The organism is Stenotrophomonas sp. NPDC047960, assembly GCF_043204395.1.
Classification (GTDB): Bacteria; Pseudomonadota; Gammaproteobacteria; order Xanthomonadales; family Xanthomonadaceae; genus Stenotrophomonas.
This window is the reverse complement of record NZ_JBIDBX010000002.1, coordinates 22154-47707: the sequence shown is the minus strand read 5'-3', so window position 1 is coordinate 47707 and position 25554 is coordinate 22154. Positions and strand designations below refer to the sequence as shown.

23 protein-coding genes and 1 tRNA gene are annotated in these 25554 nt (G+C 66.5%); 13 read left to right on the top strand and 11 right to left on the bottom strand.

Features of this window, described 5'->3' with window-relative positions:
* Positions 1-15: 15 nt before the first annotated feature.
* From ACGFZ3_RS05860 to ACGFZ3_RS05830, 7 genes are all read left to right on the top strand, one after another.
* On the top strand, positions 16-1194 hold the full coding sequence (locus ACGFZ3_RS05860) for an efflux RND transporter periplasmic adaptor subunit (RefSeq protein ID WP_392917764.1): 1179 nt from the start codon (positions 16-18) through the stop codon (positions 1192-1194).
* Positions 1191-4316, top strand: a complete 3126-nt coding sequence (locus ACGFZ3_RS05855; RefSeq protein ID WP_392917762.1) for an efflux RND transporter permease subunit — start codon at positions 1191-1193, stop codon at positions 4314-4316. Before ACGFZ3_RS05860 ends, ACGFZ3_RS05855 begins: the two co-directional genes overlap by 4 nt.
* Complete coding sequence (locus ACGFZ3_RS05850) at positions 4309-4848, top strand: GNAT family N-acetyltransferase (protein WP_392917759.1); 540 nt, start codon at positions 4309-4311, stop codon at positions 4846-4848. The genes ACGFZ3_RS05855 and ACGFZ3_RS05850 overlap by 8 nt, the downstream gene beginning before the upstream one ends.
* Before the next feature lie 231 nt (positions 4849-5079).
* The gene (locus ACGFZ3_RS05845; RefSeq protein ID WP_392917756.1) at positions 5080-6597 is read left to right on the top strand and encodes an alanine/glycine:cation symporter family protein; all 1518 of its coding nucleotides are present in this window, start codon (positions 5080-5082) and stop codon (positions 6595-6597) included.
* Positions 6590-7423 carry a TrmH family RNA methyltransferase gene (locus tag ACGFZ3_RS05840; protein ID WP_392917753.1) on the top strand — a complete coding sequence of 278 codons (834 nt, stop codon included), beginning with the start codon at positions 6590-6592 and terminating at the stop codon, positions 7421-7423. The genes ACGFZ3_RS05845 and ACGFZ3_RS05840 overlap by 8 nt, the downstream gene beginning before the upstream one ends.
* A 556-nt stretch (positions 7424-7979) precedes the next feature.
* Positions 7980-8972 (top strand): hypothetical protein, encoded by a 993-nt coding sequence (locus ACGFZ3_RS05835; RefSeq protein ID WP_392917750.1) that lies wholly within the window; start codon positions 7980-7982, stop codon positions 8970-8972.
* A complete protein-coding gene (locus ACGFZ3_RS05830; RefSeq protein ID WP_392917747.1) occupies positions 8972-10411 on the top strand; it encodes an alanine/glycine:cation symporter family protein in 1440 nt (479 codons plus the stop codon). Before ACGFZ3_RS05835 ends, ACGFZ3_RS05830 begins: the two co-directional genes overlap by 1 nt.
* Before the next feature lie 57 nt (positions 10412-10468).
* Here the strand turns inward: ACGFZ3_RS05830 and ACGFZ3_RS05825 are convergent, their stop codons facing one another.
* The 4 genes from ACGFZ3_RS05825 to ACGFZ3_RS05810 form a co-directional block, all read right to left on the bottom strand.
* Entirely contained in the window at positions 10469-11890 is a 1422-nt protein-coding gene (locus ACGFZ3_RS05825; RefSeq protein ID WP_392917744.1) for a M20/M25/M40 family metallo-hydrolase, read from the bottom strand.
* Between the two features lie 234 nt (positions 11891-12124).
* Positions 12125-12529, bottom strand: coding sequence for a large-conductance mechanosensitive channel protein MscL (gene mscL / locus ACGFZ3_RS05820; RefSeq protein WP_392917741.1), 405 nt, complete (start codon positions 12527-12529; stop codon positions 12125-12127).
* 58 nt (positions 12530-12587) lie between these two features.
* A complete protein-coding gene (locus ACGFZ3_RS05815) occupies positions 12588-13295 on the bottom strand; it encodes a fumarylacetoacetate hydrolase family protein (protein WP_392917738.1) in 708 nt (235 codons plus the stop codon).
* A gap of 98 nt (positions 13296-13393) precedes the next feature.
* Positions 13394-13669, bottom strand: coding sequence for a hypothetical protein (locus tag ACGFZ3_RS05810; RefSeq protein ID WP_392917735.1), 276 nt, complete (start codon positions 13667-13669; stop codon positions 13394-13396).
* A gap of 177 nt (positions 13670-13846) precedes the next feature.
* Here ACGFZ3_RS05810 and ACGFZ3_RS05805 point away from each other — a divergent pair, with 177 nt between their 5' ends.
* Positions 13847-14194, top strand: a complete 348-nt coding sequence (locus ACGFZ3_RS05805) for a Rieske (2Fe-2S) protein (RefSeq protein ID WP_392917733.1) — start codon at positions 13847-13849, stop codon at positions 14192-14194.
* A gap of 103 nt (positions 14195-14297) precedes the next feature.
* On the opposite strand, the gene ACGFZ3_RS05800 is transcribed toward ACGFZ3_RS05805, so the two are convergent.
* The 4 genes from ACGFZ3_RS05800 to thiS form a co-directional block, all read right to left on the bottom strand.
* Positions 14298-16145: an SLC13 family permease gene (locus ACGFZ3_RS05800; RefSeq protein WP_392917730.1), complete on the bottom strand. Its 1848-nt coding sequence runs from the start codon at positions 16143-16145 to the stop codon at positions 14298-14300.
* Positions 16146-16172: 27 nt separating this feature from the next.
* Entirely contained in the window at positions 16173-16907 is a 735-nt protein-coding gene (gene trmB, locus ACGFZ3_RS05795) for a tRNA (guanosine(46)-N7)-methyltransferase TrmB (RefSeq protein WP_392917728.1), read from the bottom strand.
* Positions 16907-17701, bottom strand: a complete 795-nt coding sequence (locus ACGFZ3_RS05790; RefSeq protein WP_392917725.1) for a thiazole synthase — start codon at positions 17699-17701, stop codon at positions 16907-16909. The genes trmB and ACGFZ3_RS05790 overlap by 1 nt, the downstream gene beginning before the upstream one ends.
* A gap of 77 nt (positions 17702-17778) precedes the next feature.
* A complete protein-coding gene (thiS, locus tag ACGFZ3_RS05785) occupies positions 17779-17988 on the bottom strand; it encodes a sulfur carrier protein ThiS (protein WP_392917721.1) in 210 nt (69 codons plus the stop codon).
* Between the two features lie 192 nt (positions 17989-18180).
* Here thiS and ACGFZ3_RS05780 point away from each other — a divergent pair, with 192 nt between their 5' ends.
* The 3 genes from ACGFZ3_RS05780 (at position 18181) to ACGFZ3_RS05770 (ending at position 20953) form a co-directional block, all read left to right on the top strand.
* Positions 18181-20010, top strand: a complete 1830-nt coding sequence (locus ACGFZ3_RS05780) for an autotransporter outer membrane beta-barrel domain-containing protein (protein WP_392917719.1) — start codon at positions 18181-18183, stop codon at positions 20008-20010.
* A gap of 141 nt (positions 20011-20151) precedes the next feature.
* Positions 20152-20225, top strand: a tRNA-Gly gene (locus ACGFZ3_RS05775).
* A 368-nt stretch (positions 20226-20593) separates the two neighbouring features.
* Positions 20594-20953, top strand: a complete 360-nt coding sequence (locus ACGFZ3_RS05770) for a nuclear transport factor 2 family protein (RefSeq protein ID WP_392917716.1) — start codon at positions 20594-20596, stop codon at positions 20951-20953.
* Here the strand turns inward: ACGFZ3_RS05770 and ACGFZ3_RS05765 are convergent.
* The 3 genes from ACGFZ3_RS05765 to ACGFZ3_RS05755 all read right to left on the bottom strand — a co-directional run bounded on the left by ACGFZ3_RS05765 (position 20934) and on the right by ACGFZ3_RS05755 (position 23670).
* Positions 20934-21806, bottom strand: coding sequence for an NAD(P)H-hydrate dehydratase (locus ACGFZ3_RS05765; RefSeq protein WP_392917713.1), 873 nt, complete (start codon positions 21804-21806; stop codon positions 20934-20936). The genes ACGFZ3_RS05770 and ACGFZ3_RS05765 overlap by 20 nt on opposite strands.
* 1 nt (position 21807) lies before the next feature.
* Positions 21808-22587, bottom strand: coding sequence for a histidine phosphatase family protein (locus tag ACGFZ3_RS05760; RefSeq protein WP_392917709.1), 780 nt, complete (start codon positions 22585-22587; stop codon positions 21808-21810).
* A 177-nt stretch (positions 22588-22764) separates the two neighbouring features.
* Positions 22765-23670 (bottom strand): manganese catalase family protein, encoded by a 906-nt coding sequence (locus ACGFZ3_RS05755; protein ID WP_392917706.1) that lies wholly within the window; start codon positions 23668-23670, stop codon positions 22765-22767.
* Positions 23671-23939: 269 nt separating this feature from the next.
* On the opposite strand from ACGFZ3_RS05755, the gene rimK reads away from it, so the two are divergent.
* Positions 23940-24842: a 30S ribosomal protein S6--L-glutamate ligase gene (gene rimK / locus ACGFZ3_RS05750; RefSeq protein WP_392917703.1), complete on the top strand. Its 903-nt coding sequence runs from the start codon at positions 23940-23942 to the stop codon at positions 24840-24842.
* 232 nt (positions 24843-25074) lie between these two features.
* Complete coding sequence (locus ACGFZ3_RS05745) at positions 25075-25548, top strand: hypothetical protein (protein WP_392917700.1); 474 nt, start codon at positions 25075-25077, stop codon at positions 25546-25548.
* Positions 25549-25554: the final 6 nt, after the last annotated feature.

Here is a 25554-nt window from a genome sequence, read left to right as displayed (position 1 = left end):
CAAGGGCTGTACTTCATGTCGGGACGCATCACCGCACGCATCATTGCCGGCCTCGGCCTGGCCATCCTGGCCGGGTGTGGCAGCAAGGACCAAGCCGCCCGCCGGCAGGCCGAGGTCGTGCCGGTGACCACCCAGGTGGTGCAGACCTCCGCGTGGAGCGACACCCTGCAGGCGCTGGGCACCGCCAAGGCCCGCGAGTCGGTGACCATCACCGCCAAGGTCAGCGAAATCATCGAAACCGTGCACTTCGACAGCGGCCAGCAGGTCTCCGCCGGCACCCCGCTGGTCACCCTGCGCGGGCAGGCCCAGGAAGCGGCCCTGCTGCAGGCCCAGGCCACTTTTGCCGAGGCCGACCAGCTGTACAGGCGCCAGCGTGAACTGGCCGCCCAGCAGCTCGTCGCCAGCGCCACCCTCGACACCCAGCGCGCCATCCGCGATGCCGCTGAAGCGCGCGTGCGCGAAATGCAGTCCGACATCGGCGACCGCCGCGTGCGCGCCCCGTTTGCCGGCGTGCTCGGCATCCGCCAGGTCAGCGAAGGCTCGCTGGTCACCCCCAGCACCGTCATCGCCACCCTCGACGACATCGAACGCATGCACGTCGATTTCCAGGTGCCCGAAGCCGAACTGGCTTCGCTGACCAAGGGCGACAAGGTCAGCGCCACCAGCGTGGCCTACCCGGGGCGCACCTTCGAAGGCGACGTCGCCACCATCGATACCCGCGTCGATCCCGGCACCCGCGCCGTCACCGTGCGCGCCGATTTCATCAACGCCGACCACGCCCTGCGCCCGGGCATGCTGCTCGACGTGCGCATGTTCCGCCCCGAACGCCAGGCCCTGGTCATTCCCGAGATTGCCGTGGTCCAGGTCGGCCGCGACTCCTTCGTGTTCCGCGTCAAACCCGACCACGTCGTCGAACGCATCGACGTGGTCAGCGGCGCGCGCCGCTCCGGTGTGGTTGAAATCCGCGAAGGCCTCAAAGCCGGCGACCGCATCGTGGTCGACGGCACCGGCAAGCTGCGTCCCGGCCTGAAGGTCAACGACACCGCCGCGCCTGCAGCAGCACCTGCACCCGCACCCGCGACCCCGGCCGCCAGCCCGGCTGCGGAGAAAGCCACGGATCCGGCCCCGGCCGGCACCACCCGCGCCCCGACCGGCGCGACCGCTGCGGCAGCGCCCGTGGGCAGCGCCGGATGAAACTGTCCAACATCTCCATCCAGCGGCCGGTGTTTGCCGTGGTGATGAGCCTGCTGCTGGTCGTGCTGGGCATCATGTCGTTCACCCGCCTGACCCTGCGCGAACTGCCCGCGATCGACCCGCCGATCGTCTCGGTCTCGGTCGATTACACCGGTGCCTCGGCGGCCGTCATCGAAAGCCGGATCACCCAGGTGCTGGAAGACGCCCTGGCCGGCATCGAAGGCATCGACACCATCAACGCGCGCAGCTCCAACGGCCGCGCCCAGGTCAGCATCGAATTTACATCCAACCGCGATATCGAGGCGGCCGCCAACGATGTGCGCGACGCCGTCAGCCGCGTCGCCGACCGCATGCCCGAAGAGGCGCGCCCGCCGGAAATCGCCAAGGTCGAGAGCGACGCCGACCCGATCATCTGGTTCAACATGACCTCCTCCAGCATGAACACGCTGGAGCTGAGCGACTACGCCGACCGCTACGTCGTCGACCGCTTCTCCAGCCTCGATGGCGTGGCCCAGGTCCGCATCGGCGGCCGCCAGCGCTATGCCATGCGCATCTGGCTCGACCGCGACCAGCTGGCCGCGCGCGGCCTGACCGTGGGTGATGTCGAAACCGCGCTTCGCAACGAGAACGTGGAGCTTCCGGCCGGTCGCATCGAATCGGCCGACCGCGATTTCACCCTGCGCGTGGAGCGCAACTACGTAAAGCCGGAAGACTTCGCCACCATCCCGCTCGGCAAAGGCGCCGATGGCTACGTGGTGCGCATGGGCGACGTGGCCAGGATCGAACTGGCCTCGTCCGAACGCCGCGCCTACTACCGCAGCAACGGCGAACCGGGCATCGGCCTGGGCATCGTCAAGACCTCCACCGCCAACTCGCTGGACGTGGCGCGCACAGCACGTGCCGAGGCCGAACGGGTCGGGCTGACCCTGCCTGAAGGCACCCACATCTTCGTGGCCTTCGACAACACCACCTTCATCGAAGCCGCCGTCGACCGCGTGTACGCCACGCTGGTGGAGGCCATGCTGCTGGTGCTGGCGGTGATCTGGCTGTTCCTTGGCAGTTTCCGCGCCGCGCTGATTCCCGCCGTGACCGTGCCGGTCTGCCTGGTGGCGGCCTTCATCGCGTTGTACGCCTTCGGCTTCTCGATCAACCTGCTCACCCTGCTCGCACTGGTGCTGTGTATCGGCCTGGTAGTGGACGACGCCATTGTGGTGGTCGAAAACGTGCAGCGCCGCATCGACTTGGGCGAGCCGCCACTGGTGGCCTCCAAGCGGGGCACGGCGCAGGTGGCTTTCGCGGTCATCGCCACTACGGCGGTGCTGGTCGCCGTGTTCCTGCCTGTCGGGTTCCTCGAAGGCAACACCGGCCGGCTGTTCCGCGAACTGGCGGTGGCCCTGGCCGCCGCCGTGGCGCTGTCGGCGTTCGTGTCGCTGACCCTCACGCCGATGATGGCCTCCAAGCTGCTCAAGCCGCACACCGGCCAGCCGCCGCGCGGCCTGCACGGGCTGATCAACCGCAACCTGGACCGCGTCTCGGCGGCCTATGGCCGTGTGCTCGACAGGCACGTCGGCAAGATCTGGGTCTATGTCGTAGTGATGCTGCTGTCGCTGGCCGCCAGCGCCCTGCTGCTGAAACTGCTGCCCTCCGAGCTGGCCCCGGCCGAAGACCGTGGCTCGTTCCAGATCATGATCGACGGCCCGGAAGGCGCCGGCTACGACTACACCGTGGGCCAGGTGCAGGAAGTGGAAAAGATCGTGGCCGGGTATGTCGGCGAGGACAAGCCGATCGTGCGCGCCAATCCACGTGTGCCCGGTGGCTTCGGCGCCAGCGAGGAAATGCATACCGGCCGCATCAGCGTGTTCCTGCAACCCTGGCGCGAGCGCGCGACGGCCACCCCCGAGGTAGCGGCCGAACTGCAGAAAGACCTGGACGGCATCCGTGGCGTGCGTGTGCGCACCCAGGTGGGGGGCGGGCTGGTGCGCAGTGGCGGCCAGCCGTTCCAGATCGTGCTGGGTGGGCCTGAATACGCCGAAATCGCACAGTGGCGGGACCGCATGCTCGAGCGCATGGCCGACAACCCCGGCCTGGTCGGCCCCGACTCGGATTACAAGGAAACCCGCCCGCAGATGCGGGTGAACATCGACCGCCAGCGTGCGGCCGACCTGGGTGTGTCGGTCACCGCGATTGGTTCGGCACTGGAAACCATGATGGGCTCGCGCCGGGTCACCACCTTCGTCGACAACGGCGAAGAGTATGACGTGCTGGTCCAGGCCGGCCGCGAAGGCCGCGCCTCGCCCGACGACCTGGCCGCCATCCGCGTGCGTGCCACCAGCGGTGAACTGGTGCCGCTGTCCAACCTGGTCACGCTCAGCGAAGTGGCCGAAGCGGGCAACCTAAATCGCTTCAACCGCCTGCGCGCGATCACCATCAGCGCCGGTCTCGCCCCGGGTTATCCGCTCGGCGAGGCGATCGCCTGGGCCCAGCAGACCGCACGCGAAGAACTGCCGCAGCATGCGCAGATCGACTGGAAGGGCGAATCGCGCGAGTACCAGAACGCCGGCAGCGCGGTGCTGCTCACCTTCGCCATGGCCCTGCTGGTGGTGTACCTGGTGCTGGCCGCACAGTTCGAAAGCTTCATCCACCCGCTGGTGATCATGCTCACCGTGCCGCTGGGCGTGCTCGGCGCGCTGTTGGGCCTGTATGTCAGCGGCGGTACCATCAACCTGTTCAGCCAGATCGGCATCGTCATGCTGGTCGGGCTGGCGGCCAAGAACGGCATCCTGATCGTCGAGTTTGCCAACCAGCTGCGCGATGAGGGGCGCGACGTACACCGCGCCATCGTCGAATCGGCGATGGTGCGCCTGCGCCCGATCCTGATGACCTCCATCGCCACCGTCGTCGGTGCGATTCCGCTGGTGGTCGCTGGCGGCCCCGGTTCGGCCAGCCGCGGCACCATTGGCATCGTGGTGATCTTCGGCGTCACCGTCTCCACCTTCCTGTCGCTGTTCGTGGTGCCGGCGTTCTACGCACTGCTGGCACCGTACACGCGCTCGCCCGAAGCAGTGGCCCGTGAACTGGAGAAGCAGGAAGCCGACACCCCGTCGGTTGGTGGCCATGCCTGACCTGCCGCTGCGGCTGGAAGGCCCCGGATTCGTGCTGCGCCCCTGGCGCAGCAGCGATCTGCAGGCGCTGCTGCAGCATGCCAATGACGAGGCGGTGTCGCGCGGGTTGCGCGACCGCTTTCCGTTTCCGTACACCCGCGAAGACGGCGAAGCTTTCCTCGGTGGCCGGATCCTGGCCCCCGGGACGCTCAACCTGGCCATCGAGATCGACGGCTGCGCCTGCGGCAGCATTGGCGCCCAGCCGGGCGTGGCCGAGCGCGCTCACACCGCCGAGCTGGGTTACTGGCTGGGCCGCGCGTACTGGGGGCAGGGCTGGATGACCCGCGTGGTGGGCCTGTTCGTCCCTTGGGTGATGGACGAGCGGCGCCTGTTCAGGCTGCAGGCCGACGTGCTGGATTTCAACGAAGGCTCGGCCCGGGTGCTGCTGGGCAACGGGTTCCAGGAAGAGGGCACCGCCCGCTGTGCGGTCTTCAAGCGCGGCCAGTTGCATGATCTGAGGCGGTTTGCCCGGGTGCGTGAACGGACGCCCTGACGGCCGGCCGCGTCCCGACCAACGGTCGGGACCTACCGGCGTCGGGGACCCCGCACGCCGGTGTGCCGCGACCGCGCGGCGCCGACCCGGGTATGCCACGACCGTTGGTCGTGGCGTGGCGCCCGATGCCGAATATCGGCCCTATCGGGCTGGCGCGCGATCGTGGAGAATCGACCCGGTCCCTTCCAGCCGACGGGACGTCCTTCATTTTCCGCCGACTGGAGAGAGCGCGTGGAAGCAGTAGTTGAATTCATCAATGGCATCATCTGGAGCAAGGCACTCATTTTCCTGTGCCTGGCTGCCGGCCTGTTCTTCAGCGTACGCACCCGCTTCATGCAGCTGCGCGGCTTCTTCGAAATGTGCCGGCTTACCGTGCAGGGCGAAAAGTCCGAGGCCGGTGTTTCTTCATTCCAGGCCCTGGCCATGTCCATGGCCGGCCGCATGGGTATCGGCAATATCGCCGGCGTGGCCACTGCCATCGCCTTCGGTGGCCCCGGTGCGATCTTCTGGATGTGGGTGATGGGCTTCCTCGGTGCCTCCACCTCGTACGTGGAATGCACCCTGGCGCAGATCTACAAGACCAAGGATGCCGAAGGCCGCTACCGTGGCGGCCCGGCCTACTACATCGAAAAAGCCATGGGCCTGAAGTGGTACGCGATGGCGTTCGCCATGGCCACCATCGTGGCCGCCGGCTTCCTGATGCCGGGTGTCCAGGCCAATGCCATCGCCGACAGCATCATCAACTCCTGCCGCGGCGGTGCCCTGTGCGGACCGCTGGATGGCCAGTTCATGGGCATGGAATCGGTGCAGGCGCTGAAGCTGGGCATCGGCGTCGTGGTCGCCCTGCTGCTGGGCGTGGTGATCTTCGGCGGCGTCAAGCGCATCGCCAACTTCGCCGAAGTGGTGGTGCCGTTCATGGCCGCCGGATTCATCCTGATGGCCATCATCATCATGATCCTCAACTACGAGCGCGTGCCGGACATGTTCCGCACCGTGTTCAGCAGTGCGTTCGGTGCGCATGCTGCGTTCGGCGCGATGATGGGCCTGGCGGTGGAGTGGGGCGTCAAGCGCGGCATCTACGCCAATGAAGCCGGCCAGGGTACCGGCCCGCATGCGGCGGCGGCGTCGGAAGTCTCGCATCCGGCCAAGCAGGGTTACGTGCAGGCCTTCGCCATCTACTTCGACACCATGATGGTGTGCACCGCCACTGCCTTCCTGATCCTGGCGGCCGGTACCTACAACGTGTATTCGCCCATGCCCGGCGCCGAGCCGGTGTTCGCCGGCCTGGCCGGTGTGGCCGAAGGGGCGGGCTACGCGCAGGCGGCGGTGGAAACCGTGCTGCCGGGCTGGGGTTCGGGCTTCGTGGCCCTGGCGATCTTCTTCTTCGCCTTCACCACCATCATGGCCTATTACTACATGGCCGAAACCAACCTCAGCTACATCAACCACAACCGCAAGCGCCCGCTCACCGTGCTGGCGCTGCGCCTGGGCATCATCGGCATGGTGGTGTTCGGTGCTTTCCACAACGCCAAGATGGCCTGGGCGCTGGGCGACATCGGCGTGGGCCTGATGGCGTGGTTGAACATCATCGCCATCCTGATCGTGCAGAAGCCGGCCCTGATCGCCCTGCGCGATTACGAGCGCCAGAAGAAGCTCGGTCTGGATCCGACCTTCGACCCCGATGCGCTGGGCATCAAGAACGCCGATTTCTGGCGTCACCGCAAGCTGGAGCAGTCCCGTAGTGAATGATCCCTGGAAGAACGCCCGCCGCCCGTCGTCGCGACCGCCGCGGGCCACTCCGCTGCCGCCGCGCGAAGGCGGCAGCCCGCCACCGCCGGGGCGCGGTAACGACGAGCTGCGCCTGTATGGCTGGAACGCCGTGCAGGCGCTGTTCGAGCGCCGGCCGCAGGCACTGCGCAAGCTGTACCTGGCCGAGGCGTTGATTCCGCGCCTGCAGCCGCTGCTGAAGTGGTGCGTGGCCAACCGCGTGGGCTACCGCGTGGTGGAAGAGGGCGACCTCAACAAACTCGCCGCCACTACCCATCACGAAGGCGTCGTGGCTGACGTGCTGCGCGCCCCGATGCTGGAACTGGGTACATGGCTGGACGGTCTGCCGGCCGACAAACCGGCGCTGGCGCTGTGGCTGGATGGCGTGGGCAACCCGCACAACTTCGGCGCCATCCTGCGTTCGGCCGCGCACTTCGGCGTGGCCGGCCTGCTGTTGCCGCCCGATTCCACGCTGGCGTTGTCCGGTGCGGCGGCACGCGTGGCAGAAGGCGGCGCCGAAGCGGTGCCGTTGGTGCGGCTGCCGGCGCTGCCGCAGGCAATGGACGCACTGCGTGCCGGCGGCTTTGGCCTTGCCGCCACGCTGGTGGAAGGCGGCGCGGATCTGTTCAGGACCCCATTGCCCGCGCGCCTGGTCTATGTGATGGGCGCTGAAGGCGAGGGCATGGACCGGGCGCTGGCACAGACCTGCGACATGCAGGTATCCATTCCCGGCAGTGGCGCGGTGGAGAGCCTCAACGTCGCATCGGCCACCGCTGTGTTGCTGTCGCACTGGTATGCACAACGGTAACTTCGGGTAACGCTTGCGCGCTGCCCTGCGTGATGTGATCGACGTCTCCAATGAAGTCGTGCCTACAGTGGATTCGGATTTTTCGCATGGTGCGCCGCTCTCGCGCTGCGTCACAGTGCAACGCGGCGCCGTACTGTGTAGGTGAGGAGAGACACCCACCCAGTGCGGCGCCGTTGTCCGGATCACGGTCTGTTCCGTGGCGCTCACCGCGTGGGGTGTGATGAATCCCGGTAGCCCGGCCGCTTGGCCGGGCTTTTTTTATGCCCGATCGCAGCGCGCATGGGCGGAGTGCGACACGTCGGTCCCGCGTATCCGCCGCCGAAGCGGCCGCGCTCGCTGACGTTCCGGGCCGCCGGGGATGAAAATCCGGAAGCGCATTTCATGCGGGAAACCTGCTGAAAAACAGCGTTGGCGCGATAGGCATTTTCCTGTGTGCGCCCGCGCACAGAACATAAGATTCGCGTGATTTACCGATTTTTCCGAGATGACTTCCTGTGCAGATTGCCGGTGCGGCGGATTGGCCTGCCGCATCACTCTGCCACCGAGGAGGCATTCCATGACATTCGATGCGCTGCGTTTCCTGCGCCCGATTTCCTTCGCCCTGATCGCCGGCCTGCTGCCCGCTGCCGCCCAGGCTGCCGAGCACTCGCTCGATGGCGTCAATTTCATGGGCCCGCTGATCACCCCCAACCCCGCCGGTCTGCCGAAAGGGAACCTGTTCATCGAGCCCTACCTGGTCCGCATCGACAGTGATCGCCACTTCGACGGCGAAGGCCGCCGGCATGACAGCGATGGCCGCAGTGCCGCGTGGCTGACCGTGGTGCCGATCGCCTACGGCCTCGGCCAGCGCGTGACCGCCCAGATCAACCTCAGCGCTTCGCGCGCCGAGACCGGCAGCGACCGCAGCCGCGGTTTCCGTGCCGGTGATACCACTGCCATGGTTCAGTACCTGCTGCAGGCACCGAACGAAGACGGCACCCGCCCGGCGATGTCGATCTCGCTGAGCCAGCGTTACGCCACCGGCAGCTATGACCGCATCGATGGCAACCCGCTCAACGCCCAGGGCGATGGCGTGCAGCGCACCACCTTCGGGCTGGGCATGCAGCAGGTGGTGTGGCTGCCCAACGGCCGCCCGCTGCGCTGGCGCGGGCAGCTCAGTGCCAGCCCCGCCCCGGCGCGCGTGGCGATCAACGATCACAGCGTGTACGGGACCCCCGATGGCTTCCGCGGCAACGTCGCCCCGGGGTCGCTGCTCGGCCTCTCGGCCGCCGGCGAGTACAGCTTCAATTCGAAGTGGGTGGGCGTGTTCGAGTTCGCCATCAGTCGGCAGAGCGACCGCCAGCTCAGCGGTTACGCACCCGCTGCCGATGGCACCATGCAGCGCATCGATGAGCGTCTTCCCGGCAGCCGCAATGTCACCCTCGCGCCGGCGGTGCAGTACCACTTCAGTCCCAATGTCGGGCTGATTGCCGGGGTGGAGTTCACGGTGGCCGGCCGCAACACCGGCAGCTACATCAATCCGCAGGTCGCCCTGGGCATGTTCTTCTGATGGGCCTCGATGACATCGTTGCCCGCCTGCTGGGCATCGTCTGGAGCCCGGCGCTGGTCGGCTTGTGCCTGCTGGTGGGCCTGTATTTCAGCGTGCGCACCCGTTTCATCCAGCTGCGTGGCCTGCCACAGATGCTCAAGCTGATGTTCCAGGGGCGCAGTTCCGTCGCGGGCGTGTCTTCGTTCCAGGCATTGAGCATGTCGCTGTCCAGTCGTGTCGGCGTGGGTAACATCGCCGGCGTGGCAATGGCGATTGCCTACGGTGGGCCGGGTGCCATTTTCTGGATGTGGATCGTCGCCTTCCTGGGGGCGTCCAGCGCTTTCGTCGAATCGACCCTGGCGCAGATCTACAAGCAGCGCGACAGTAACGGCATGTACCGTGGTGGCCCGGCGTACTACATCGAGAAAGGCCTGGGCAAACGCTGGTACGCGGTGTTGTTCGCCCTCAGCACGGTGATCGGTTGCGGGCTGCTGCTGCCCGGCACCCAGTCCAACGCGATGGTAAGCGCGCTGGATGAGGCATGGGGAGCACCGGACTGGATCACCGCCGCAGACATCGGCACGGTAGTGGCGATGGTCATCTTCGGTGGCGTACGCCGCATTGCCCAGGTTGCGCAGGTCATCGTGCCGTTCATGGCGCTGGGCTACCTGGTCGTGGCTGCCGTGGTGATGGTTCTGAACCTGGATGCGGTGCCGGAGATGTTCAGCATCATCCTGCGCAGTGCCTTCGGGCAGGATGCCGCGTTCGGCGCGATGATCGGCACGGCCATCCAGTGGGGCGTGCGCCGCGGTGTGATGTCCAACGAAGCCGGCATGGGCAGCGGCGCACATCCGGCCGCGGCGGCGGAGGTGTCGCACCCGGTCAAGCAGGGCCTGGTGCAGGCGTGTTCGGTGTACATCGACACCATGGTGGTGTGCAGTGCCACCGCCTTCCTGATCCTGTCGGCCGGCACCTACAACGTGTATGACCCAGGCGCACCCGCGCAGTGGATCGTGGCCAACGTGCCCGGGCTGGAGGCGGGGCCTCGTTTCGTACAGCAGGCGGTGGAGACAGCGCTGCCGGGGTTCGGGCGTTCATTCATCGCCCTGGCGATTCTGCCCTTCGCCTTCACCACCATCCTGGCGCTGTATTACACGGCGGAAACCAACGTGGTGTACCTGTTGCGCAACCGCAACTCGCCGTGGGTAATGGCGTTGTTCCGGCTGGGCTTCCTGTGCGCCATGCTGTATTCGGCGTTGAACAGCGCCACCGTGGCATGGTCACTGGGTGATATCGGCGTGGGCCTGATGACCTGGCTCAACATCATTGCGCTTCTGCTGTTGCAGAAGCCGGCGCTGGCCGCGCTACGCGATTACGAAGCCTCGCGCGGCGCAGGCAGGGATCCGGTGTATCGCCCGGACAACATGACGCTGCCTGCCAGCACGGTGTGGGTGCGATAGGGGCCTGTAGCAGCGGACCCACGGTCCGCTGCTACCGGATGACCGGGTTACCCGCCGTCATTCATTCGGCGGGGTAGTGGCCTTGGCTTCACTACCGAAATTTCCATCGGCTTCGGCGGCCAGGTAGGCGAACACCGTGTATGCCGCCACGTTCTGCGCCAGCGCCGCCGGCTCGATCTTGTCCAGCGTGTCGTCGGCGGTATGGTGCAGGTTGAAGTAGTCGGTTCCGTCCTGTGCCAGCCACGCCCACGCGCCACCCTTGGTGGCCAGCGGGCCGATGTCCGGGCCCGGGCCACCCTTGTCCGGGGCATACTCGATGCCCAACGGCTTGAGCACGTCGGCAATCTGGGCGGTCGCCCCGCGCGAGCCTTCCGGGTTCGGCGAGCCGGTGTTGAACGCATAGATGCGGCCGGCGCCGAAGTCACTCTCGGCGGCCAGCTGGTGCAGCACGATGTCCTTGGCATGCGCTTCGGCGTACGCCTTGCCGCCATACAGACCCTGCTCCTCGTTGGCGAAGGCCACCACACGGATGGTGCGCTTGGGCGCCTGCTTGAGCTGGCCGATCAAGTGACCGGCGGCCATGGTCAGCGCCACGCCGGCACCGTCATCGATCGCGCCGGTGCCCAGGTCCCACGAATCAAGGTGGCCACCAATCACCACCACTTCCTTGGGCAGGCTGCGCCCGGTGATCTCACCGATCACGTTGTACGACGTGGCCGTGCCATCCCAGCCGCAATCGAGGCTGAGCTTCACCTTGGTCGGGCCCATTGCCACCAGCCGCGCCAGCTGGTTGGCGTCGGGCACCGACAGCGCCGCCGACGGCACCGGAGTCAGACCATCGTCGAAGCGGGTGATGCCGGTATGCGGGACGCGGTGCGAATCGGTGCCCGCCGAACGCATCACAAAGCCGACCGCGCCCTTGCGGATCGCTTCGGACGGGCCCTTGCTGCGCACCGCGCCGCCCTTGCCGTAGTCGCGGCCATCGCGGTACGCGGTCATCTGGTAATCCACGAAGGCGATCTTGCCGTTGAGCGAGCCTTCCGGCGCGGCCTGCAGCGCGGCCAGGTCGGCGAAGCGCACCACCTCGGCCTCGACCGTGCCGCCCGGGCTGCCGCCCAACGCGGTGATGCTCAGCGGCTGTGCGTGCCTGCCCACCACCTGGGCATGTTCACTGCGGCGTTCCCACTTGGGGAAGGTCACCGGCTCTTTCCACACCTTGTCAAAACCCAGCGCCTTGAACTTGGCTTCAGCCCAGGCTACCGCGCGGGCATCGGCCTCGCTGCCGGCAATCCGCGGGCCGATTTCGGTCGTCAACGATTCGACCACCTTCCAGCCCGTGTCATCCTTCAGGGCCTGCTCGCGCAGTTCAGCGGCGGTGGCCAGCGATTTCGGCGGCAGGGTGGTGGTGCCCGTCGCGGCGAAGGCCGGCGCGGCCAGCAGGGCGAGGGAAGATGCGATGGCAAGGACGCGGCGACGCATGGGACGGACTCCGGGGGAACAGGGCGGAAGCCCCCGAGCTTAGCAGCCTGCCCGCGCCGCACATGGGCGGGAGGTCATGGTTGGGCGAATGCTGTTTTCCACCGGTGGGCAGGGCGACGACCAACGGTCGTCGCCTACCAGCGCGCACGCGGCACGCCCCCAACGGTCGTCGCCTACCGGCACGGCCCCAACGGTAGGTACCGACCGTTGGTCGGTACGCCGTTCAACCCGATCTTACTTTTTCAGGTTGTCGCGGATCTCACGCAACAACACGATCTCTTCCTTGGGCGCCGCCGGTGCCGCTTCCTTCTTGCGGGCCAGGCGGTTGATCACCTTGATCACCATGAAGATCGCGAACGCCACGATGATGAACTGCACCAGCGTGTTGAGGAAATCACCGTAGCCGATCACCACCGCCGGAATTTCCTGCCCATCCGGGCCGAGCCGCGCCGGCGCCAGTGTCCACGCCAGTTCGGAGAAATCCACTCGACCGATCAGCCAGCCCAGCGGCGGCATGATGATCTTGTCCACCAGCGCGGTGACGATCTTGCCGAACGCAGCACCGATGACCACACCGACCGCCAGGTCGATGACGTTGCCACGCATGGCAAATTCCTTGAACTCAGTCAGCATTCCCATCGGGTTCTCCTGTAACGGGGGTATCAAAGACCGGCGCAGCGTAACGCAGCGTCTGTCGTCATCCGGCGATGATGCCGTGCCGCTCCGCGACGTTTTCCAGACGCGCGCTGAAGCGATCGCCTGGCTTGAGTGCGGCTACCCCCGCCGGCGTGCCCATGAACACCAGGTCACCGGCGCGCAGCGCCCACAGCTTGGACAGCTCGTGCAGGATCTCCGGCACGTTCCAGATCATCTGGTCCAGCAGCGATTGCTGGCGCACTTCACCATTGATCTCCAGCGACAGGTTGAGTGCGGCAAGGTCGCCCACTTCACCGGCCGGTACCAGTTCGCTGACCGGCGCGGAATGGTCGAAGCCCTTGGCCGAATCCCATGGGTGGCCCTTGGCCTTGGCGGCGGCCTGAAGGTCGCGGCGGGTCAGGTCCAGCCCCACGCCATAGCCGAACACCAGCGCCTCGGCCTGTTCCACCGGCAGCTCGCCGGCAGGCGCGTCACGGCCGATCGCCACCACCAGCTCCACTTCATGGTGCAGGTCCTGGGTGGAAGGCGGGTAGGGGATCACATCGTCATGGCCGACCACGATCGCATCGGCCGGCTTGCTGAAGAACATCGGCCGGCCGCGGTCATCGGTGGCGGGCACGGCAGCGCCCATTTCCCTGGCATGGTCGGCGAAATTGCGCCCGACACAGTAGATGCGGCGGACCGGAAACGTTCCGCCACCGGCGACCGGAATACGGGGCTGCTCGGGGGCCGGGATTACATCAGACATGCGCGCGTCCTATGGAAAGGGGTCGCACGAGTGTATTCCGGCGCGCTGCCCACTAAAAGCCGGGTTGCCGGCCAACAGTCGGCACGACGGCCATGATCTCAGTGGGACAACGGCAAGGCCTGCTTGCGCACCACGCGGTATTCGCCTTCCACCACCTGCGGATCAGCCGCACGGACAGACTGCTTGCGCGAGGCGAGCAGCTTCCACGCAACGCCTGCGATGATCATTGCCGCCCCCACGAACACGCCCACGAACACCAGGGCAGCCAGGATGGCCAAACCCAACAGGCCGACCGCAACGCGCACCAACGGATGACGCGGCTTGCGCGGCGCAAACAGGGAGCGGAACTGGTTGAACTGGAAGCGGTTGTACATGACGGTTCTTTGGCTGAAGTCAGCGAGCCGCCAGTATCCCGTCAGCGCCGCCCGGTTGAGTGAAAAAGTCGTTAAACACCGCCGTTGGTTATTTTAAATCAATGGCTTGTGTTCATCCCGGAGCCAGCGACATGACGGCATGCGACAATTGCGTGCCTCATCAAGGATCGCGTTGTCATGTCCGTTTCCGATGCTTCCGCCACTGCCCTGATCGCGCTGGAACGTATTGCCGACGAGGGGTTCGCCGAAGCCGAAGCATGCATTGACGGCGACCACGAGTCGGTGGTGCTGTACCGCGAGGGTGACGACGTGCGCGGCTGGCTGAACATCTGCCCGCATGCCGGGCGGCGGCTGGACTGGGCGCCGGGGCAGTTCCTCAAGAGCAAGGCGGGCGATCTGGTCTGCGCCGCGCACGGTGCCTCGTTCTCGCTGGCTGACGGCAGCTGCGTGGCCGGCCCCTGCAAGGGCGACCGGTTGCGTGCGGTTGCGCTCGATGTGCGCGACGGCCAGGTATTCCTCGCCTGAGCCAATGCCGACCAACGGTCGGCATCTACCCGTTGCCGGTCAGTGGTCGGCATTTATCCGTTGCCGGTAAACGGCAGGTATCGACCGTTGGTCGATACACGCCTCAAAACATCACGTTGATCATCGCCACCACCACAATGGTGTAGATCATCGACAACGGCGCACCCACCCGCCACAACTCGCGCGGCGTGTAATTGGCCGGGCCGGTGATCATGGAAATCACCGGGTTGGACGCGGTCATGAGATTGTTGGACGCCGACAGCGCCACGATCAACGCAAACGCGGTCGGGCTGCCGCCGGCCGCCAACGCCAGGTTCACCGCAATGGGCACCATCACGATGGTCGCGCCTACGTGGCTGATCACCAGCGAGAACACGGTGGTCAACAACGCCAACGCGATCTCCAGCACCCACACCGGAATGCCGGTAGGCAGGCGGTCGATCGTATGGCCGGCCACCCAGGCTGCCGCGCCGCTGCTGTCCATCGCCCAGCCGAGCGGAATCAGCCCGGCCATCATGAACACCGTTTTCCAGTTGATCGAGGCGTAGGCTTCGTCCATGCGCAGCACGCCGGTGAGCAGCATGCCGGCCACGCCGGTCATCAGGGTCAGCGCCACCGGCAGCCTGGAGGTCAGCGCGATCAGGATGGTGATGGCGAAGATCGACATGGCGATCTTGAACTTGTGCGGGCGCTGCTCGCCCTTCGGGTAATCCGTCACCACCACGAAGTCGCGGCTCTTGGCGGCCTGCGCCAGATCGGTCCAGATGCTGTGGAATACCAGCATGTCGCCGGCGCGCAGCGGCACATTGCGCACGTCTTCGCGGATTACCTGCTTGTCGCGGTTGATCGCCAGCAGGCTGATGCCGCGCTGCTTGCGCAGGCGCAGGTCCGAGGCGCTCTTGCCGATCACTTCGGAGGTGGGCGGAATCACCGCTTCGGAAATCCCCGCGCGGCTGGGGTTGAACAGGTCACCCAGGTGCTTCAGCCGCGAGGACATGCGCAGGAACTGGTTCTGGGCAAAATCGCCCACCTGCTGGCGGCTGCCCATCACGCCCAGCACGCTGCCCACCCAGATGCGCATCTCCGCGGGCGGCGCCAGGCGGGTGTCGTTGCCGGTCTTGAGCGCCAGCATCAGCGGGGCATCGTGCAGGTTTTCGGCTTCGCCCAGGGTCATGCCGACCAGCGGGCTTTCGGCGCTGACCACCAGCTCGAATACATCGCCCTCGATCCCGTAGGTCTTGGCGAAGTAGCTTTCGGTGCGGGCCGGGGTGACGCCGTCATTGGCCAGCGTCTCTTCTTCCACCAGCTTGCGGTCGCCGAAGTAGCGGAAGTACAGCAACGACGCGGCCAGCAGCGCCACACCGATCGGCAGCGGCGCGAACATGCGCAGCGGCTCGATGGTCGCCAGGCCGGACGGCAGGTTGTTGTTGGCCGAGGCCAGCAGATCGTTGAGCAGGATCAGCGGCGAATTGCCGACCATGGTCAGCGCGCCGCCCATCACGATCGCCGCGGCGATCGGCAGCAGCAGGCGCTGCAGGGTGAGTCCGGTGCGCGCCACCAGCCGCGAGGCCACCGGCAGGTACAGCGCCATCACCGAGGGATTCTGCATGAAAGACGAATTCAACCCGGCGATGGCCGTGGTCATCATCATCAGACGCGTCTCAACCCCATGCCCGCGCCGCAGCAGCCAGGCGGCCAACCGGTTCAGCGCCCCGGTGCGGTCCAGGCCCGCACCCAGAATGGTAGTGGCGATGATGCTCATCACCGCGTTACCGGAGAAGCCGCCGAAGATTTCCTCCGGCGCGATCAGCCCGGTCACGCCCAGCACCACCAGCACCACCAGCGCTACCACATCGGCGCGGATGCGCTCGAACAGGAACATCGCCATCGTGAAGCCGACCAGCCCCAGAACGAGCTTCATGTCGGTGGTCAGCGTCAGCGTGGTGTCCATGGGGTAACGCGGTTCCTTGGAAGGGGATCAGGTACGGTCGTACAGCAGGTCCCACACCCCGTGGCCCAGCTTCTGGCCGCGGGTTTCGAAGTGCGTCTGCGGGCGCCATTCCGGCCGCTCGACCTGGCCGCGCGGACCGGCGCGGTTGGTGAGCCCGGCGGTGGCGTCCAGCACCTCCCACATCTGCTCGGCGTAGTCTTCCCAGTCGGTGGCGCAGTGCAGCCGGCCACCTGCGCGCAGCTTGCGCACCAGCAGGTCGGCGAACGCCGGCTGGATCAGGCGGCGTTTGTTGTGGCGCTTCTTGTGCCACGGATCCGGGAAATAGATGCGCACTTCATCCAGCGCGCCATCGGCGATTTCCTTTTCCAGCACTTCCACCGCATCGTGGTGGTACAGCCGCACGTGGTCGGCATTGTCCTCGGCCAATGCATTGAGCAGGCGGCCCACGCCGGGCGCGTGGACTTCCAGCCCGATGTAATCGCGGCTCGGGTCCTGCTGCGCGGCAAACCGCAGCGCGGCGCCGTTGCCGAAGCCGATTTCCAGTACCTTGCGCGCATCGCGGCCGAAGGTGGCGTCGAGATCGCGCGGCTCGCCGGTGAAGTCCAGCCCGAAACGCGGCCAGCGGTCGTCGAACGCGCGCTGCTGGGCGGGGGTGAAGCGGCCCTGGCGCAGCACGAAGCTGCGCACCTCGCGGCGGCCTTCGGTGACGGTAAAGGGCTTGGGCGGGGCCTTGGCGCCCGCGCTGTCGAAGGGATTGGTCATCAGCCGATCAACCCGTCCACCGGCGAAGACGCGTTCGCATGCCGCCTGCGCGGAATGCGCCCGGCCAGGAACGCCTCGCGGCCGGCCTCGACCGCCTTGCGCATCGCGCTGGCCATCAGCACCGGGTTGCGCGCGCCGGCAATGGCGGTGTTCATCAGTACACCGTCGCAGCCCAGCTCCATCGCGATTGCCGCATCCGAAGCGGTGCCCACCCCGGCATCGACGATGATCGGTACCTTGGCGTTCTCGATGATCTCCATCAGGTTGTACCGGTTCTGGATGCCCAGTCCCGAACCGATCGGCGCGGCCAGCGGCATCACCGCCACGCAGCCGATCTCTTCCAGCCGCTTGGCCAGGATCGGGTCATCGGAGGTGTATACCATCACCTCGAAGCCGTCCTTGACCAGCGTTTCGGCGGCCTTGAGGGTCTGCACCACATCCGGGTAAAGCGTCTTCTGGTCGCCCAGCACTTCCAGCTTGGTCAGGTTGTGGCCATCGAGCAGCTCACGCGCCAGCCGGCAGGTCCGCACCGCATCTTCGGCGGTGTAGCAGCCGGCGGTGTTGGGCAGGATGGTGTAGCGGTCCGGCGGCAGCACGTCCAGCAGGTTCGGCTCGCCCGGGTTCTGCCCGATGTTCGTGCGGCGGATCGCCACGGTCACGATCTGGGCCCCGGCCGCCTCGGTGGCGGTGCGGGTTTCGTCCAGGTCCTTGAACTTGCCGGTCCCGGTCAGCAGCCGGGAGGCGTAGGTCTTGCCGGCGATCACCAGCGAATCGGGGGAAGAATGAGCAGTCATGGGCGAATTATCACACAGCCCACTGCCGCAGACCGGTAGCGCCCGCCCGTTGGCCGGCGCACGCGATCCGTGGATCGTCACCCACCACCCAACGCATGCACGATCTCGACCACGTCCCCCTCCTGCAGCACGTGACTCGCGTGGCGGCTGCGGGTCACGATCTCGCCGTTGACCTCGACCGCCACCCGGCGCTCGGTCAGCTGTTCGGCCTGCAGCAGGTCCAGGACGGTGGAATGTTGCGGAAGCTGGCGGCAATCGCCGTTGAGCACGAAGTTGACGAAGTTCATGACGGAATTGTCCCCCAAAGCGGTCGGTTGTGCGTACCCTTGCGCCCCCACCGATGCCCGTCCCGGCTCACCTCGGCTGCACGGGTCCCGGCCATGCCGCAACGCAGCGTGATGTCGCCGGGGTGCAGTGGAACCATGGCACCGTGCGCCGGCGTACGTCGGCCGTCATCACCCAGAAAAGGAGTTTTTTCCATGCTGCTCAGCAAGCGTCCCCTGCGTTCCATGATGGCCGTGGCCATCGCCCTGGCCGCTGTGCCGGCCATGGCGCAGTCGCCCTATTCGAAGACCATCTTCATCGGCGACAGCCTGACCGATCAGGGCTACTTCCGTCCGCTGCTGCCCGCGTCCGTGCAGCCGGTCACCGGTCAGTTCACCACCAACCCGGGTTGGGTATGGGCGCAGCACGTGGCCGACTACTACGGCACCAATGCCACCGCCCACGGCAACGGCCAGGGCGGTGACAACTACGCCATCGGCGGTGCGCGCGTTGGCGTGGATTCCACCCAGACCCTGGCCCCGGGCACCCCGGCCATTCCGGTCTACTCGCTCAAGACCCAGACCGCGCAGTACCTGGCGGCCAACGGCGGCAAGGCCGATGCCAACGCGCTGTACACCGTGTGGGGCGGCGCCAATGACCTGTTCGCCATCCAGGCCGGTGCACCGCTGCAGGCCACCCTCGGCGCGGCCGTGACCGATCAGGTCGGCATTGTCGGGACCCTGAAGAATGCAGGCGCGCAGTACATCGTCGTGCCGACCCTGCCCGACATCGGCCTCACTCCCGCCGCACGCGCCGGTGGCGCAGTGGGCATGGCGCAGGGCACCGCGCTGGCCAAGGCTTACAACGATGCCCTGTTCGGCGGCCTGAAGGCAGCCGGTCTGCAGGTCATCCCGGTGGACACGTTCCACATCCTGCAGGAAATCGTCGCCAGCCCGGGCACCTACGGGTTTGTCAATGTCACCAGCCCGGCCTGCACCACCGCCTCGTCGCTGACCTGCAACCCGACCGCGTACGTCAATCCGAACGCGGCCAACAATTACGTGTTCGCCGACGGCGTGCACCCCACCACCGCCACCCACCAGATGCTGGGCCAGTACACGCTGTCCATCCTGGAAGCCCCGCGCAACCAGCAGATCCTGACCCACACCGCGCAGACCGTGGGCCGTGCGCGCGCCGATCAGGTAAGCGGTCACCTGGATGGCCGCCCGGCCGATGGCCTGAGCTGGTGGGGCGGCCTGCGTGGCGACATGCAGCGCTACGACCATGCCGACCTGTACGACGGCCTGGCCCCGGCCGGCCTGTTCGGGATCGACTGGGCCAAGGACGGCATGGTGGTCGGCGGCTTCGCCGGTTATGGCCGCATGGATGCCGACTTCGGCAACAGCAAGGGCGACTTCACCCAGTCCGACACCACCCTGGGCCTGTTCGCAGGCTGGTACGGCGAGAACACCTGGGTCACCGGCCAGGTCAGCTACAGCTGGCTGGATTACGACGTAACCCGCCGCGTGCAGCTGGGCCCGGCCGAGCGCACCCACACCGGTTCGCCGGAAGGCAGCAACCTGACTGCGGCCCTGAATGCCGGTTACGAGTTCGGCACCGAGGGCGGCTTCCGCCACGGTCCGGTGGCCGCGGTGATCTGGCAGCAGGTCAAGCTGGATGGCTACGTGGAATCCAACCCGAGCGCCACTGCGCTGGGCTATGGCGACCAGGATGCCGATTCCACCGTGGGCCGCATCGGCTGGCAGGCCCGCTTCGATGGCGGCAGCATCAAGCCGTACGTGCAGGTGACCTACGACCACGAGTTCGAAGATGGCAAGCAGGCCAGCGCCTGGCTGCAGACCATGCCGGACGTCGGCATGTACAGGGTGCCGGGCCTGGAGTTCGACAAGAACTACGCCACCGCCGTGCTGGGTGCCCGCATGAGCTTGTTCGGCCTGAACAGCAATATCGGCATGAGCACCACCGCAGCGCAGAAGCGGGCACGTGACGTCAGCCTGTTTGCCACCGTGAGCGGCAGCTTCTAAGCACGAAACCGGCGGCACACGGCACATCGCCGTGCGGCCGCGCGGGTCCGGCACGACCGTTGGTCGTGCCGGACGCACCGGGCGGCGCATGCCGCCCGTTGCCTTTTTACCGCTCCGGCGCATAAACTTGCCCGGCACCAAGCGGGTGTAGCTCAATGGTAGAGCTGTAGCTTCCCAAGCTACTGACGAGGGTTCGATTCCCTTCACCCGCTCCACGGTTTGCGCAGCAAACCATGGAGCGTGGCGGCATGCCACCAGATCCCCGCGCCTGTCGGCGCGGCCCCTTGACTCAAGGGGGCCTGTTACTTCGATCGCTTTCTTCGTGGCCTTTGCTGTCCTGACCGCTGCGGCTGCGGCTGCGGCGCGATGCCGGTAGGGTTGGATCCCAATCAACCGCCGGTAACATTCATCGGCGCGGCGAACGCATGATCCCAACCCAGGAGCGCGTGCAGAATTCGCCGTCCCCTTCGACAGCGCAAACGCGTCACGCTGACACTTCGCTTCCATTCCCCTTGCGCGTTGTTAACCTGCCTGTTGTGACCATGGTGTGTCGGCGTCTTGCGCCCCCCACGGAGTATCCCGCATGCATGGTTCCAACAAATCCGTCCTGCTGCAGGCCAATGAGGCCATCGTGGCGGGCGACAACGAAGGGTTCCTCTCCCATTGCACGGAAGACATCCGCTGGACGACGGTAGGCGAGAGCACGCTGGAGGGCAAAGAAGCGGTTCGGCAATGGATGAAGACCGCTTACGCCACACCGCCGCGCTTCACCCTTGACCGCCTGATTGCCGAGGACGATATGGTTGTAGCGTTGGGCACGATCATGGGCGAGGGTGATGGGGGCGAACCGACCCAACTGGCCTACAGCGACGTGTGGCGTCTCCGTGACCGTAAGCTGGCCGAGCTCAACGCCTTTGTCCTGCCTACCGTCCGCCGCAGCTGAAGTGCTGCAGAATTCCTGGCACCCGTGACGAGATCTCCCTGGCGAGAAATCCCAGCGGCCCTACCGCTTCGGCAAGCAGCCGGCCCGCCTCGCCATGTGTCCAGACGCCCCACAACGCAGCTTCCATCGGTGTGGCACCGCGCGCGGCGAAGCCTGTGATGAGCCCGGCGAGCACATCGCCCGAGCCGGAAGTACCCAGCCCAGGCCCGCCGCCTTCGTGCAGCCACACCTCGCCATCAGGGCCGACGATGAAGGTGCGCGGCCCTTTCAGCACCACCACGCTGGCGGTGGCGCGCGCCATCCGCAGCGCATGTTCGAGCGGCTCGCGCTCCACATCTTCCTTGCGGCCGCCGCACATGAACGCCATTTCGCCCGCGTGCGGAGTAAGAATGAACGGCGCGCTTCCCGCCGCCGACACACCGCCGTTCAGAGCTCCTGCATCGAGTACAACGGTGGCCTTCATCTGATGCAGTCGTGCGGTGAGCCTGGCAAGAAACGGCGTTGCGCTCATGCCTGGCCCGACCAGCACCGCGTCGCACTGGTCCAGTGCCTGGTGAAGCGCAGGGCTGCCCGGCGCGATCTCGCCGCTGGCATCCTCGGGCAGGCCGATGACAAGCGCCTCGGGAACCGCCACGCCCAGTGCGGTCGTGCAGGACCGGACCGTGGCGATCTGCAGCTTGCCCGCGCCTGCACGCAGGGCAGCCTCGGCCGCGAGCAGCGCCGCGCCTGGCACCTGCACCGAACCGCCCACGACGCAGAGCCGGCCCCGATCTTCCTTATCCGTGCCAGGTGCGGGCAGCGGCATCACCTGCAGTGCAGCGGGCGTAAGCTGGCGAACGGCGGGCGTGTGCATGTCAGCGCGCTCCCGCCGGAGCGTCAGGTGCACCGGTGCGACCCTGCTCTGCGAGCTCGGCAGGTACGAAATTGGTGGTCACCAGTTCCAGCGCCTCGCCGGTGGCGGAGGCCCTGTATTCGGTCACCCCGCAGTTGGGTACATCGCCTTGGCGGTCGATATCAAGAATCGCGCGCTCATCCAGGCCTTCCAACAGGTAGCGCATGCAGTTCACGATCACCTGATGGCCCACCACCATGACGTTGGCGCCCACATGGCTGCGCTGCAGGTCGGCGATCACGCCACGCAGGCGCAGGATCACATCGCACCAGCTCTCACCGCCGGGCGGCCTGAAATAGAACTTGCCCACCAGCTTGCGCTGCTCGGACAGCTCTGGGAACTTTGCGATGATGCCGGAGGAGGTGTATCGGTCCAACACCCCGAACTCCTTCTCGCGCAGGCGTTCATCCACGATCACCGTGTTCCGGGAATGCTCCAGCACCGCAGCAACCGCTTCAGCGGTCTGGCGTGCGCGGACGTAAGGAGACACCAGCACGACCGTAGGACGATCACCCTCCGGCATCTTCCTGACCCAGTCGCCCAGTGCGGCCGACTGGCGTTCACCCAGCGGGGACAGCGGCACATCGGCGTCGCGGTGCTCCAGTTCGATCAGCGCGATGCCTTCGGCTTCGGCATGATCCCGCGCCACGTTGCCGGCGCTCTGCCCGTGGCGTACCACCCAGATACGGTCAGGCCATCGGGCCGTGACCCCCTCCATCGCACTCTTCTGATCCACCTGCATCTCCCGGCTGCTTGAACAAGGGCGTCGTACCTTGGTGAAACACTAGAAGCGTGGCTGTTACGCATACGCGTAGCATCGTGAAGACCGGATACACGATGCTACGCGCCCTCGTACATTCTGCTGACACCCCTGCGGCGTGGTCGGCGCCCTCGAAGCCGCCGATCCACTGCATCACGCTCAACCCGGCAACGCGTCGGCAGGCTCTTCACCGCGAGCGCGGCCCGCGCCGAGCTCGGCACCGGTCAGCGGATCGGCATCGGGGTCGGACGCGGTGCGGGCCGCCAGCGCGTCCAGCGCGTCCTGCTGGGCTTCGGTGAGCCCATCGACGCTGGCGTCGCCGTCGCCGCCGTCCAACGCGTACTGCTCATCGCGTGAGGACACCACGGTCCACTGCTCGCCGCTGTTCCAAGGGCCTTCCACATCGCCATCGCCCTGCGACATGTCCATGTACACGTCGGTGAACTCCGGGTCACCCGGCAGCTTGCCCGGCGGGAAGTTGGGTTCAATGGCGTACAGCGCCTTCTCGAATGACTTCTGGTGGGCGATTTCGCGGGTCATCAGGAAGCGCAGCGCGTCCTTGATGCCCGCATCGTCGGTCACGTTGATCAGGCGCTCGTACACGATCTTGGCGCGCGACTCGGCCGCTATGTTCGAACGCAGGTCGGCGGTGGGATCACCGATCGAATCGATGTAGGCCGCACTCCACGGTACGCCGCTGGAGTTGACCAGCGCCGGCCCGCCGCCATACAGGATGGACTGGGTATGGCTGGTGCTGTTCTGGGTCAGCCCGCGCATCTCGATTGCTTCGATCATGCCTTCGGAGAGCTCGCCTTTGACGCCTTTGTTGAGCATCGCGATGATCGAGCCGATGATCTCCAGATGGCTCAGTTCCTCGGTGGCCACGTCCAGCAGCAGGTCCTTGCGGCCGGCGTCTTCCTCGGCCAGCGCCTGGGTGAAGTAGCGCATGGCCGCGGCGAGCTCGCCCTGCGGACCACCGAACTGCTCCAGCAGCAGCGCGGCAAGGATGGGGTCGGGGCGTTCGACGTGGACCGTATACATGAGGCGTTTGTTGTGCATGAACATCGGGGGGTAACTCCTGGATGGCAGCGGCGTGCGCCGCTGCGTGGGTGGGTAGGCCGACCTCGTGGGCATCGTTCGGCGATCTGATGCGCTCGACGCTACGCGGCGCGTCGTGAGGGCGGTAACCCGAAGAAGTGAGGACGGAGAGACAGATCGCGCATACAGGCGGCCCGCGCGCTGAAGTGTTCAGATGCAGGCGCATCGGCACGCCGTCATCTGCACGCGACCCCTGCACGCTATGCTTCGCGCTTTCCCCACCCACCCATGCCGCGATGAAACTGGCCATCCTTTCCCGCAACAGCAAGCTGTACTCCACGCGGCGGCTGGTGGACGCGGCGCGTTCGCGCGGGCACACCGTGCGCGTGCTCGACCCACTGCGCTGCTACATGCGTATCGCCGCCGACGGCTTCACCATGCATTACAAAGGCCGGCCCATTACCGGGGTGGACGCAGTCATCCCCCGCATCGGCGCCTCGGTGACCCGCTATGGCACTGCCGTGCTCCGCCAGTTCGAAATGATGGGGGCGGTTACTCCAAACCCCTCCGACGCCATCCTGCGCGCCCGCGACAAGCTGCGCGCGCACCAGATCCTGGCTTCCAAGGGCATCGACATGCCGGTCACGGTGTTTGGCGACAACCCCGATGACACCGTGGACCTGCTCTCGATGCTCGGCCCGCCGCCCCACGTGGTGAAGCTCAACGAAGGCACCCAGGGGCGAGGGGTGATCCTGACCGAGAAGGCCAGTGCCTCGCGCGGCATCGTCGAAGCCCTGCGCGGGCTGTATGCCAACTTCCTGATGCAGGAGTTCATCGGTGAAGCGCAGGGCGCCGACCTGCGCTGCCTGGTGGTAGGTGACCACGTGGTGGCCGCCATGCAACGCCAGGCCCCGGACGGCGACTTCCGCTCCAACCTGCACGCGGGCGGCAGCGCCCGCGCGGCCAAGGCCACCCGGGCCGAGCAGCAGGTGGCGGTGCGTTCGGCCAGGGCGCTGGGTCTGGGCATCGCGGGGGTGGACCTGATCCGCTCCAGCCGTGGACCGCTGGTGCTGGAAGTGAACTCCACGCCGGGCCTGGAAGGCATCGAGGGGATCAGCCAGGACGACCTGGCCGGGCGCATCATCGAACACGTGGCTGGGCAGGTGTCTGCGAAAAAGCCAGCAAAATCAAAGGCATGAATTTTATTTCGGGTCGGTATGCCGGTTTTAACACCGGTTTAATCGCCCTCCGCGTAGCCTTCAACGAACCGCAGCTCTGCCCTCCTCAGCAGATAACGGTAATCGGGAATGACTTCAGGCCCAGGCGGGATCCGTCTGGGCCTTTTTCTTCCCGTGCCATCGCTCACTTGCTGAGGTGAAGGCGAGGGGGATACATTCGGCGTTCCGTTCAGTTGACTAAGGATTGGTTGAAATGAAGCGAGTGATTCTGGCCGCCGGGACCGCGGCCCTCCTGCTGGCATTGGGCACCACCCAGGCAGCGCCGCAGGCCGAAGTGTTTGCCCGTGGCAAGCCGCTGGCAGAGCAGATGCAGCGCATCGACATCGAAATGAACGACGGCGAGACCTATTCAGAGCTCACCCTTGAAGACCGCAGCCGGGTCCGCGAGGCCTTGGGCCGCATGCGTGGCGTGCTGGACCAGTACCCAGACCAGGCCACCATCACCGACGTCGCCAAGACCGAGCTCTACAACGACCAACAACTTGTGAACACCGTTTTGACGAAAGCGCGCGAAGATAGTCGCCAGATCTGCACCCGCGAAAAGTCGACCGGCTCACACCGTGCAACCACGCAGTGCAGGACCGTGGCCCAGCGCGAGCGGGACAAGACGTCTGCCCAGCACCAGCTTGGCACCGCGCAGCGTGTGGGCCACAACGTCATCCCTTAAGAGGTC